Origin of the sequence: Paenibacillus sp. 3LSP, assembly GCF_032465655.1 — a bacterium.
GTDB classification, from domain to species: domain Bacteria; phylum Bacillota; class Bacilli; order Paenibacillales; family Paenibacillaceae; genus Fontibacillus; species Fontibacillus barengoltzii.
Window position 1 is genome coordinate 1 of record NZ_JAWDJI010000106.1, and the last position, 12,354, is coordinate 12,354.

A 12,354-nucleotide genomic window follows, 5' to 3' on the forward strand; every position below is an offset into this window, starting at 1 on the left:
ACCAAGATTAACAATTAATTGAATACCATGTCACTTTAGATGCAAGGCTAGTGCGGTTTCACCCGTGATAGAAGCCTAATATCCGAATTTACCGGATATTAGGCTTTTCTACGCTTTGCCGCGGAAAAATCATGATGTTAAACTGCAAGGGACTAAAGCCATGAAAGCGCATGCTTTCAGGCTGTGACAGGTTTCGCGGCGTTCAGACGACTCTCCCTGATCCTGCTGCTAAGACGTCCGGAACCGTTTGGTTGTGAAGAGGTATCTGAAGTACAGTTCCACAAACGGGTGTAGGAGGAGAGACATGGAGGTTCTTAGGCAACTTCGGGTGTATTACCAGGCTAAGTTGAATTACTTGGTGTTGTCGATTTTATGCTTGGCAGCTGCGACTGGGCTGGGGTTAGTTTACCCGATGCTGTTGCGCAAGCTGATCGATGATGTCATTTGGCCGGGGAATTATGGAGAGGTCGTATGGCTTGCCGCGACGGCAGTTTCGGTTGTGGCCGTGAAGGCGTTTCTGCAGTTTTTGCACGGTTTTTTTGGCGGAAGACTGGGGAATTACTTGGCGTATCGGTTGCGTAACGCATGTTACGAGAAACTGCAATTTTTATCGTTCCGCTACTATGACACGGCGAAGACCGGGGATCTAATGTCGCGGTTGACGGGGGATTTGGAAGCCATCCGCAACTTTGTGGGGTTTGGCTTTGCCCAGCTGCTGAATCTGATCTTGATGGTCACATTTGGATCAGCGGTCATGCTGTCCATTCATTGGCAGCTTACGTTAATCACGATGATTACCATCCCTTTCCTGGCTGGCGTAGCCCTCAAATTTGAGTCTAAAATTCATCCAGCCTTTCAGGAAATGCGTCTGGCGCTCAGTTCCTTAACAACCGCGGTTCAAGAGAACGTGACAGGCGTACGTACCGTCAAATCGTTCGCCCGGGAGCCGCATGAAGTGGAGAAATTCTCGCTTCGCAATGAGCGCTATAAAGATAATCAGATCTTCGCAGCCACGTTGTGGAGCCGATTCTTTCCAGTCATGGAGCTGCTGGCTTCCATCAGCGTTGCGGTGCTGCTCTCGGTCGGCGGGACCTTGGTGATTAAGGGCTCAATGTCGCTCGGCGATCTGGTCGCGTTCTTTAGTTTAATCTGGTTTATTATTGGTCCGATGTGGGGCTTAGGCTTTCATATCAACAACTATACGCAATCTAAAGCGTCCGGGGAACGGGTGCTGGAAATTCTTAATCAACCGATCGATGTGAAGGACAAAGAGCAAGCGGTAGAGCTGGACCCGGATCAGGTTCGCGGCGATGTCCGGTTCGACCGAGTGACGTTTGCTTACGGGAACAAAATGCCGGCGGTCGTAGATATCGACTTCCATGCCCCGCCCGGCTCCGTCATTGGCTTCCTTGGCGGCACCGGCTCCGGCAAATCGACGATCATTCAGTTGCTGATGCGTGCTTACGACGTGAATAAAGGCTGCATTTTACTGGATGGCCAAGACATTCGGGAGCTGAGCGTACGCAGTCTGCGCAGCCAAATTGCGACGGTGTTTCAGGAGACATTCCTGTTCTCGTCATCGATTAAGAACAATATTGCTTACGGCATGACCGACGTCACGATGGAAGAAATCATTCGTGCTGCTCAACTGGCGAAAGCACATGATTTTATTATGGAGCTGCCGGACGGTTACGATACCGTTGTAGGGGAACGGGGACTGGGATTGTCCGGGGGTCAGAAGCAGCGGATCGCCATCGCCCGCGCCTTGCTCAAGAATCCTAAAATCCTGATTTTGGACGATGCCACCAGTGCGGTGGACATGGAGACCGAGCAGGAGATCCAATCCGGGTTCAAAGAAGTGATGCGGGGACGGACCACGTTTATTATCGCCCATCGGATCTCTTCGTTGCGACATGCCGATGAAATTCTGGTCTTAAACGAAGGACGGGTAGTCCAACGCGGGAAACATGAGGAATTAATTAGAATCCCAGGTCCATACCAGGATGTATACCGTATCCAATATGCAGACCATTTGGCTGGAGCCCTTGGGCATGAAGGGGAGGGAGAGGCGTGAATACCTATACCGCGACCAGGTCGAAATCGAAGTCCGGCAAGGATGCCGGCCTAGGTAAAATCGAAGAACGGTTTGTGTATCAGGACGATGAGCTGATTGATAAAGCGTTTGACTGGCAGCAATTCCGTAGGCTCTTTGCTTATATGAAGCCATATGCCAAGCAAATGTTGCCTTTGATCATCGTGATGACTGTGCTTGGCACCGTGACAAAGTTGGCTGTACCTTATTTGACCAGTTTGGCCATCGACCGCGCGATCGCCCCGTCGAACGGACAGACCAGCCTATCGTTGCTGTACGGAATTACTGCCTCCGTCCTTGTTCTGTACCTCATTCAATGGGCTTCCGGTGTCTACCGGATTAAGTATACGAATATCATTGGGCAGAGAGTCATCTATGATTTGCGCGCCGACTTGTTTAAACATATTCAGAAGCTCTCATTTAACTTCTTTGACAAACGCCCGGCGGGCTCGGTGCTGGTGCGGGTCACCAATGACGTCAATTCCCTGCAGGATCTGTTTACCAACGGGGTCGTCAACCTGATGATCGATTGTGTGCAGCTGGCCGGGATCGTCGTGATTTTGCTGCTGATTAACTGGAAGCTTGGGCTGGCGGTGATGGTTACCGTCCCGATCATGTTCCTCATTTCCACCAAACTGCGGCAAAAAATCCGGATGGCCTGGCAGGAAGTCCGGATGAAGAACTCGCGGATCAACTCCCATTTGAACGAGTCGATTCAGGGGATTCGCGTCACTCAGGCTTATACGCAAGAACGGGAGAATATGCGCTATTTCGATTCGATGAACCTGAGCAACAAGAAGTCATGGGATAAAGCGTCAGCGATGAACCAGGCGTTTGGCCCCTTGATCGAAATAACCGGGGGCATCGGTACATTTGTCTTGTTTGTACTGGGCGTCTACCTGATTCAGTCGGGAGAACTGACGATTGGTCTGTTGGTGGCGTTCAGCAACTATGTGGGTAACTTCTGGGACCCGATCAACCGCTTGGGGCAAATGTACAACCAGCTGCTGGTGGCGATGGCCTCCTCGGAACGGATCTTCGAGTTTATCGATGAGGAGCCAAATATCGCGGATAAGCCAGGAGCCAAACCGATGCCTGCGATCACGGGCGAGATCCGCTTTAACCACGTCGTCTTTGAATATGAAAAAGGGCGTCCTGCCCTAAAAGGCATCGATCTGGAGGTGAAACCCGGTCAGTCGGTTGCCCTTGTTGGCCACACCGGCTCGGGAAAAAGCACGATCATCAACCTGCTCAGCCGGTTCTATGATCCTAGCGGCGGGTCAGTTGTCATTGATGGTTATGATATCCGTGACGTGACGGTCCAAAGCCTCCGCAGTCAGATTGGCGTCGTGCTTCAGGATACGTTTATTTTCTCTGGAACGATTCGGGAGAATATCCGTTTTGGTCGATTGGAGGCTACGGATGAGGAAGTAGAAGCCGCAGCGAAGGCGGTAAATGCCCACGATTTTATCGTGAAACTGCCAAACGGTTACGATACGGAAGTAGAGGAACGGGGGAACGTGCTGTCCATGGGGCAACGCCAGCTGCTGTCGTTTGCCCGGGCGTTGCTGGCCAATCCGCGGATCCTGATCCTCGACGAGGCAACGGCCAGCATCGATACGGAAACGGAGCTGAAGATCCAAGAGGCTTTGAAGGTGCTGCTCAAAGGCAGAACGTCGTTTATCGTAGCTCACCGGCTCTCCACCATCCGAAGTGCTGATAACATCATCGTGCTGGATCATGGTGAGATCAAAGAAATGGGCACCCACAGGGAATTGATGGAACGAAAGGGAATCTATTACGGCTTAGTCCAAGCACAGTTCCGTTATTTGTAACTTTTTATCGAAAAATATTTAGATTTTTAATTAGAACTATTGCAATCTTGCCCGTAAAGCCGGAAAATAGAGTAGGATACTAAAACGGCAAATTTATTAAAGGTGGTTTGGTCCAATTGAGTAGTGAGGCGTTAGCTCCGGCTTTGGTCATTCGCAAGGCTTGTTGCGACGATGTTCCACACATGCTTCCTTTAATGCGTCAACTGCGTTATCCAATGACGGCCAGTGTATTGAAGGAACGTTTAGAGATGTTGGAAGGCCAGCTGTTGCTAGGCAACCTGGTTGCGGAACTTGACGGCGTGGTCGTTGGGACAGCTTTTCTCAAGCAGCTTCAGACACACGACATGAGTAGACCGGTAACCCGGATTACAGCATTGGTTGTTGATGAGAAACACCGCGGCACAGGGATCGGAAGACGGTTGATCGAAGCGGCGGAGATGTGGGCCCGTGAACGGGGCAGCACAGATCTGGTATTATCTACAGCCCGCGAGAACCATCTTGCCGCCAAAGCGTTCTATGAACATTGCGGCTTCAGATGCACCGGCTACCGAATGAATAAGCCGTTGAACTAAGCTTAGAAAATTAAATTAAACAGCGTTGTAAGCGATAGCGCTCCGCCTTTGAAGAAGGGCGGGGCTTTTTTGTGTTCTACGGAGAAGACATCTGTGTAAAATTATTTTACTTTATTGACTGATAATCAAGTTGGAAATTGTAGTTTTACGTAGTCAAGGGAGTAAGGTGATTTCATATGTCACGATTACTAACATAAATCGCGAACTAGCAAGTGATTTATGTTAGATAATATGACTGATACATAACACAAACGGGGCGAAGCCCTAGAACAAGATTGATCTGAGGAGGATGTGTATGAAGGGGAAAAAAAGAATTGCCTGGCTGGTTAGTGCATGTTTCATCATCGGGTTGCTCTCGGGGTGTAATTCGACCGGCAACGCGGCAAAACCGGCGGCTGGAAATACCAGCGCTTCTGGAGGGGGAGGTACGGTCATCAAGATCGCCTCGCAATCTCCGCTGTCCGGGGGCTCGGCCATTCAAGGGGAATCGATTAAGCTGGGCGGACAGATGGCGCTGGAGGAGCGTCAGGCTGAATTTAAGGACTTGGGATTTGATCTGCAATTCGTTCCTTACGATGACCAAGGCGATTCGAAGAAAGGTGTCGCCAACGCTGAATTGATCGGCGCGGATCAAGCGGTATTGGCGGTGCTTGGACATTTGAACTCCGGAGTATCGATTCCGAGCTCGGTTGTTTATGAGAAATACAATATTCCGATGGTTTCGCCGGCTAGTACGGCAACGGACTTTACAGACCGGAAGCTGAAGATTGCGAACCGGATTGTCGCTCGCGACGACTTCCAGGGACCGGCGGGTGCCGAATATGCCGTGAAGACGGTCGGGGCGAAAAATATTTTCGTTATCCAAGATAAAACTGCTTACGGCCAAGGGTTGGCCGATGCTTTCCGCAGCTCCGCTGAAGAGCTGGGAGCGACGATCGCCGGGTACGAAGGGATCACGGTAGGTGAAAAAGACTTTAACGGTGTTCTGAACCAAGTGCTGAGCAAAAAACCGGACTTTATCTTCTTCGGCGGGATGTATGCCGAGGCTGGATTGATTGTTAAACAGGCTCGTGAGAAGGGCATCACGGTGCCGATCATGGGTGGGGATGCGCTGGATTCCTCGGGGATGGTGGACATCGCTGGCGATAAGTTGACGGAAGTCGCTTACAGCTCGGTATCTACGGACGTTACGAAATCCAACAAGGACTGGGCGGAGAAATACGAAGCGAAGTTTGGCAAATCCGTGGAGAACTACTCCGCTTATGCCTATGATTCGATGAACATTATTTTGAACGCGGTGAAAAAAGCGATTGAGGACAATAGCGGCAAGCTGCCGACCCGTGAGCAAGTCCGCGATGCGGTCCGGGCGACCACTGATTTCGACGGGATTGCTACGAAGGTCAGCTTTGACGACAAAGGCGATAACGAATACGCCAAGGTCTTCATTTATAAATTCGATTCACCAACTTATCCTGGCACGATGGTATCCGAAATCGAACAGCCGAAGTAATTGGACGAACGGCAATAACGCAGAAGGGGTAAGGACAAATGGATATGATCCTGCAAACACTCCCCCAGGTTTTGGTGGACGGATTAACGTTAGGTGCGGTCTACGCGGTAGTGGCCATCGGCTATACGATGGTATACGGCATTCTCGAATTTATTAATTTCGCGCATGGAGAAATCTTTATGACCGGTGCATTTGTCGGCACCGCCGCCTTGTTGACGATGAACTCGGCCGGTTGGCTCGGCGGGTTGCCCGCTGCCGTTACTTATTTTTTGATCCTAGCGATGGCGATGTTGTCAACCGGGTTGCTGGGGATCGGGATCGAGCGGGTGGCTTATCGCCCGCTCCGCCGGGCTCCCAAGCTCATCTCATTGATTTCAGCGATCGGCGTGTCCTTTCTATTACAGGATATCGTCCGCTTTATCGCGGATCTCCGTACCGGGAATTTTATCGTAACCGGCATTTCTCTTTACGGAGAAAACTTGAAGCTGGGCGCATCCTCCTTATGGAGCGGGTTTGACGACGCTTTTCTGAAGACCAATACGATCATCGTTGTGGCGGTGGCTGTCCTCTTGATGGCAGGGCTAGATTTCTTCGTGAATCGCACCAAATGGGGAACCGCGATGCGTGCGGTAGCCCAGGACCGAGAGACGGCGTCCTTGATGTCCATTAACGTCAACAAGGTCATTGCGCTGACTTTCTTTATCGGATCGGCACTCGGCGGCGGAACCGGCGTTCTGTTCGCCCAACAGTACGGCACCATCGATCCGTATATCGGGTTTATCCTGGGGATGAAGGCCTTTACGGCAGCGGTGCTTGGCGGTATCGGCAATATCCGCGGCGCGATGTTTGGCGGATTGTTCATTGGTGTGTTGGAAATGTTCTCGTCCGCGAACCTGTCTGTCATCACAGGCGGTGCGCTGGGCGGGGAGTATAAAGACGTTGTCGCGTTTCTGATCCTGATTGCGGTACTCATTTTCAAGCCGGAAGGGTTATTCGGCAAAGCCGTGAAAGAGAAAGTGTAGGTGATCGGCTATGAACAAACTGAAGCTCTGGCTGGGCCAAAGCCAGCTTGCCCAAGCCTTGTTATTGACACTGTTTGTCTTTGTTACAGCGGCAGGCGTATATTTTTCGAATAAATCGGTCATCGCCTTCCTGCTCTTGCTCGGCTCCTTGCTGCTGCTATACTTAACGACCTTCCGAACCTCGATTAAATGGGCGGTTGGTGCGATGCTGCTGCTGGTAGTTATTCCGTTCGCTACTTCCGGCGGCCCGGCTCATCAATCGTATATGGAGGTGGCGACGCAGTGCGGCATTTACATTGCGATGGCGTTAGGGTTAAACATCGTCGTCGGATTCGCCGGCCTGCTTGACCTTGGATTTGTTGCATTCTTCGCGGTAGGTGCTTATACGTACGCCATTTTTGCCACGCCGCAGGCCAACGAATTCATCTCCGGCCAGTTGTTTCCGCTGCCTGGAGGCGCGTTTTGGATTTTTATCGTGCTTGGCGGCTTTATGGCAGCCCTGTTTGGACTGCTACTTGGTTTGCCGGTACTTCGGGTCAAGGGCGACTACCTGGCGATCGTTACGCTGGGGTTCGGGGAAATTATCCGGATTATCTTTAACAACTTGGATAAACCGGTGAATGTTACGAACGGGGCGATGGGGTTGTCCTCAATACAACCGCCGAATTTGTTTGGTCTCTCCTTTACGTTTCCGAACCAGTTCTATTTTATCGTCCTTTTTATATTGGCGATCGTCATTTTCGGTGTGAAACGGCTGGAGCATTCCCGGTTGGGACGGGCGTGGAAAGCGATACGGGAGAACGAGATTGCTGCACAATCGATGGGCATTCCGCTCATCCGCACCAAACTGACGGCTTTTGCGATTGGCGCTTCCTTTTCTGGCATGATGGGCGTGGTGTTTGCTGCGAAGCAGACGTTTATCGATCCGACAAGCTTTACCCTGCTTGAATCGATCACGATTCTGGTGATGGTACTGCTAGGCGGCATGGGCAGCGTGCCTGGTGTTATTCTTGGCGCAGCGTTGGTCACCATTTTGAATTTGCAGGTGCTGACGGAACTCACCAACTGGCTAAACCAGTTGACGCTGCAGGGAGTAATCGAGCTTCCCAGTTCAATCTCGCCTTCCAAGATGCAACGCCTGATCTTTGGTGTAATCCTGTTGCTCGTTGCCATCTTCAGGCCGAACGGCTTGATCGCCGCCAAGAACAAGAAGGTAGATGCCGCGAAGCTTAAGGCGCAGCGTTCCGGCAATACGTTATCCACTTTACCGCCTGCCAATCAACAAAGCGGAGGTGTGAGCCAATGACGACGATTCTGAAGGTAAGCAAGCTGGTGAAGCGCTTTGGCGGACTGACGGCGGTTGGAGGCGTTGACTTCGCGTTTCCCCGCGGTAAAATATCCGCTGTCATCGGTCCGAACGGCGCTGGGAAAACGACTTTTTTCAATATGATCACCGGCATTTATACCCCGGACGAGGGCACGATCGAGTTGGACGGTGCATCGATCGTTGGCGTTAAGCCCCATCAAATCGTCAGTTTAGGTATCGCCCGGACGTTTCAAAATATCCGGTTGTTTGGCAGTATGACCGTGCTGGAAAACGTGATGGTGGGGATGCATACCCATCTGAAGACAGGCATTTTCGGGACACTGCTCTCACTGCCTCGAGCCAGACACGAGGAGGAACAGGTGCATCAAGAGGCGTACCGCTTGCTGGAGTTCGTCGGGCTGCAAGAGCTTTTGAACGAACAGGCGGCGAGTCTGCCATACGGTGCACAGCGGCGGCTTGAAATTGCCCGGGCGTTAGCGGCGAGGCCGAAGGTGCTGCTCCTGGACGAACCGGCTGCCGGGATGAATCCGCGCGAGACAACAGAGCTGATCAGCTTGATCCGACGCATCCAGGAGGAAACGGGGATGACGATTATTCTGATCGAGCATGACATGAAGCTGGTGATGGAGTTGTCCGAGCATATCCTGGTGCTTGATTACGGAACGAAAATTGCGGAAGGTGGGCCGGATCATATTCGCTCCCACCCTAAAGTGATTGAAGCCTATTTGGGCAAAAGTGCGGTTCAAGGCAGCGGCAATGCCGTACAGGTCGAGGTGATATCATGAGCTTGCTGGAGTTGAAAGATGTCCACGCCTATTATGGGGCAATTGAAGCGTTAAAAGGTATATCCATAACCGTAGAAGAAGGGGAAATCGTTTCGTTGATCGGCTCCAACGGAGCCGGGAAGTCCACAACGCTAAAGGCGATTTGCGGTCAGGTCAACACAACCGGCACCATTTGCTTTAGCGGCACGGAGATGTCCAACTTGCCTCCGCATCAAGCGGCGTTGGCGGGAATCGCACATGTGCCGGAAGGACGGCGGATCTTCCCGCGTTTGACGGTGAAGGAGAACCTGGAGATGGGCGCTTTTTCCGTGCGGGACAAGAAGGTGATCAAGCAGCGGATGGAGCGAGTGTTCGACCACTTCCCGCGTCTCAGAGAACGGATGACGCAAACGGGCGGGACGATGAGCGGCGGCGAGCAGCAAATGCTGGCCATCGGCCGGGCCATGATGATGCAACCGAAAATATTGCTGTTGGACGAACCGTCGATGGGACTTGCTCCGATTATCGTCGAGCAAATTTTCGAGATGATCCAGCAGTTGAACCGCGAGGGGATGACGGTGCTGCTTGTTGAGCAAAACGCTTTTCAAGCCCTGCAAATCGCGCATCGCGGCTATGTGATGCAAACCGGAGAAATCTTGATGGAGGATGAAGCCGGTTTGTTGCTTGCCAACGAGCAGGTGAAGGAAGCTTATTTGGCTTAAGCCTGCGGCAGGCTGATCCTATCGTTGTCCGGACACTATTGCACGATTATCCCATTGAATCCTATTAACAAACGAGAAATGAACTTCCGTATTCAAATTAACCACGTAGCAGAGACTACGTGGTTTTTGTTTGCTTATAAAATTAGTGCAGAATTAATTTGCCGCATAATACCGGCTCTGCTCGTATGCGGCTGCCGTGCGGCGGGAATAACAGTATTGCTCTCGGTAGGATTCGAGGCGTCCGCGGAACTCGAGTTGGAGATGCGGACAGCGGCATAGATCGGATGGGGTTGTTAATCCCGCAGATTTCTCCAGAAGGTTAACGCCGGCTTCTTGGAAGACCCGGCTGACGAACTGAGAACAGAAGTAAGAGTTTTCTCCGCCAAGCTCCATATTTAAAATGATCCCTAAGAGTCCAAGAAAGTTATAGGTGTAAAGCTCGTCGTTATCCTCGAAAGTTTTCACGAAGTTGCGCATGCGCATGTAATTCTCCGCGCTAACCTTGCAGCTATATACAGCGCAGGTTGCTTTCTCGAATACCCCGGAATGAATGTCCTCTCTGACGAAACCGCCAAAGATCGGAATGAGGGGGTGTTTCCGCCCGAAGCTATAGACCTCTCGCAGTTCGGGATCAAACGCGATCGAGGCATGATTGTAGGGTGCTCTCGTATAGAGGCCGATCATTTTGGCCACCAGGGTTGTTGGATTGCTTAGCAGAACATAGATTTTCTTCTCATTGTTCATCATTTCGACCACCATTTACTGTTGATGATAGTTCCATTGGATATTAACATGGTACTAGGATTATGGGAATCCCAAAACGGACCGAAGGCGGAAAACAAACTAGACTAAGGTCTTGGTTCCTTCTCGCCGATCCGCATGATCCGTAATTTACTTTTGCGGACCGATACGTTAAAATCGGGGGGAAATCAGGGCATGGAAGAGGATGGTCCATCGATGTATAAATTGGTCTTAGCCGATGACGAAGAAGATGTGCGCGAAGGCCTATTGGGCCTAATCGATTGGGAAGGTCTCGGTTATGTCGTCCTAGAGACGGCGGAGAACGGCAAAGAAGCAGTTGAGCTCGTGGAGAAGCATGCGCCGGACGTTGTGGTGACGGATATTCAAATGCCGTTTATGAATGGCTTGCAGCTTTCCGAGTGGATCCGTGAACGGTATCCGGCAACGAAGATCATCATTTTAACCGGGTACGAGGAATTTGAATATGCACAGAAGGCCATCCGACTGGGAATCGATGAATATATTTTGAAACCGTTTTCAGCTAGAGAATTGGCTGAAATTTTACGTAAGGTGAAGCTGCAGCTCGACGAGGAAATGGCTGCGAAGGAAAATGTGCAGCTGCTGACCGAGCACTACCGCAAAAATCTGCCGATCCTGCAAAGTCTATTTTTGTCTTCGCTCGTATCCCGGCGGCTGCAAGAAGCGGAAATTCATGAAAAATGTGAGCATTACGATCTGGACCTCAGCGGGAATCGATATATGGTGTCTGCTATTCGCATCGATTCCGTGCCAGCTCGGCGGGGACTAGACGAAAGTGAAGCATCGGGTAAAAGTGCGACGTTGTCTCTGAAAGATACGAATGACACTCAGCTGCAGCTTTTTGCTGTCTTTAACATTGCGGAGGAAATTGCTAGTCTCCATCCGAAATGCAGAGCATTCATCCATCATGACGAGGTCGTGGTGCTCAGCGTAGGGGAACCTGGATCGGACAAGCCGCTTGCGGACCAAACGCTGCGACTGTTAGATGAAATCCGGTTTAGCGTGGAACGCTTCCTCAAGTTGTCGGTGACGATTGGCGCCGGTTCTGAGGTAGGACAATTAAGCGAGCTTTCCGGGTCCTATGAAGAGGCAGTAAAGGCGCTCGATTACCGCGTTATCCTCGGGGGAAACAAAGTGATTTGGATTGAGGATGTGGAATCGCGGCAAACGGACCCGTTGTCATTGGATGAAATGAAGGAGAAAGAACTGGTGCGTTGCTTGAAGGTTGGCAGTGACCAGGAGTTGGTTCACCTTCTGGAGGAACTGTTTAAGGCATTAACGGACACCAAAGCATCGTATCAGGACTTCCAAGTATATTTGCTGGAGCTGCTGACCGCAGTCATCAAGGTTGCCAAGGACATCCGCGTTGACTTCGAAAAATTGTTTGGAGATGGGGAAGGGTTTCTTGGACAGTTCATTAAATTTTCGCATGCCGACGAAGCCAAAGCCTGGTTCCTGGATATTTGCATGAAGCTGAAGCAATCCATCGCCACAGATCGGCAATCCAGTTATAACAAGCTGGTGGATGAGGCGAAGGAATATATCAAGGCGCATTATGGTGACCACGATATCTCCATCGCTAAGGTATGTCAGCATCTTCATATCAGTACCGGGTATTTCAGTAACATTTTCAAAAAAGAAACGAAGACGACCTTTGTCAATTACTTGATGGGCGTTGTCAGTGTCAAGCTAGCGTGGGCAGTCATTTAAGATGCCTGGAACGCGAACCC

10 protein-coding genes are annotated in these 12,354 nt (G+C 51.1%); 9 read left to right on the forward strand and 1 reads right to left on the reverse strand.

What is annotated here, in order from left to right; all coding sequences use genetic code 11:
• The first annotated feature begins 304 nt into the window (after nucleotides 1-304).
• The 8 genes from RW092_RS08690 to RW092_RS08725 all read left to right on the forward strand — a co-directional run bounded on the left by RW092_RS08690 (nucleotide 305) and on the right by RW092_RS08725 (nucleotide 9,844).
• Entirely contained in the window at nucleotides 305-2,074 is a 1,770-nt protein-coding gene (locus tag RW092_RS08690) for an ABC transporter ATP-binding protein (RefSeq protein WP_316010000.1), read from the forward strand.
• A 59-nt stretch (nucleotides 2,075-2,133) separates the two neighbouring features.
• On the forward strand, nucleotides 2,134-3,927 hold the full coding sequence (locus tag RW092_RS08695) for an ABC transporter ATP-binding protein (RefSeq protein WP_316010005.1): 1,794 nt from the start codon (nucleotides 2,134-2,136) through the stop codon (nucleotides 3,925-3,927).
• A gap of 116 nt (nucleotides 3,928-4,043) precedes the next feature.
• Nucleotides 4,044-4,499: a GNAT family N-acetyltransferase gene (locus tag RW092_RS08700; RefSeq protein ID WP_016311890.1), complete on the forward strand. Its 456-nt coding sequence runs from the start codon at nucleotides 4,044-4,046 to the stop codon at nucleotides 4,497-4,499.
• A gap of 295 nt (nucleotides 4,500-4,794) precedes the next feature.
• Nucleotides 4,795-6,009 (forward strand): branched-chain amino acid ABC transporter substrate-binding protein, encoded by a 1,215-nt coding sequence (locus tag RW092_RS08705; RefSeq protein WP_127575479.1) that lies wholly within the window; start codon nucleotides 4,795-4,797, stop codon nucleotides 6,007-6,009.
• Nucleotides 6,010-6,047: 38 nt separating this feature from the next.
• Nucleotides 6,048-7,031: a branched-chain amino acid ABC transporter permease gene (locus RW092_RS08710; RefSeq protein ID WP_316010001.1), complete on the forward strand. Its 984-nt coding sequence runs from the start codon at nucleotides 6,048-6,050 to the stop codon at nucleotides 7,029-7,031.
• Nucleotides 7,032-7,041: 10 nt separating this feature from the next.
• A complete protein-coding gene (locus tag RW092_RS08715) occupies nucleotides 7,042-8,337 on the forward strand; it encodes a branched-chain amino acid ABC transporter permease (RefSeq protein ID WP_316010002.1) in 1,296 nt (431 codons plus the stop codon).
• Nucleotides 8,334-9,143, forward strand: a complete 810-nt coding sequence (locus tag RW092_RS08720; RefSeq protein ID WP_016311894.1) for an ABC transporter ATP-binding protein — start codon at nucleotides 8,334-8,336, stop codon at nucleotides 9,141-9,143. The genes RW092_RS08715 and RW092_RS08720 overlap by 4 nt, the downstream gene beginning before the upstream one ends.
• Nucleotides 9,140-9,844, forward strand: coding sequence for an ABC transporter ATP-binding protein (locus RW092_RS08725; RefSeq protein ID WP_316010003.1), 705 nt, complete (start codon nucleotides 9,140-9,142; stop codon nucleotides 9,842-9,844). Before RW092_RS08720 ends, RW092_RS08725 begins: the two co-directional genes overlap by 4 nt.
• A gap of 153 nt (nucleotides 9,845-9,997) precedes the next feature.
• Here RW092_RS08725 and RW092_RS08730 read toward each other — a convergent pair whose 3' ends face one another.
• Complete coding sequence (locus RW092_RS08730; protein ID WP_016311896.1) at nucleotides 9,998-10,588, reverse strand: C40 family peptidase; 591 nt, start codon at nucleotides 10,586-10,588, stop codon at nucleotides 9,998-10,000.
• A 213-nt stretch (nucleotides 10,589-10,801) separates the two neighbouring features.
• Between RW092_RS08730 and RW092_RS08735 the strand changes: the two genes are divergently transcribed.
• The gene (locus RW092_RS08735; protein ID WP_316010004.1) at nucleotides 10,802-12,334 is read left to right on the forward strand and encodes a response regulator; all 1,533 of its coding nucleotides are present in this window, start codon (nucleotides 10,802-10,804) and stop codon (nucleotides 12,332-12,334) included.
• Nucleotides 12,335-12,354: the final 20 nt, after the last annotated feature.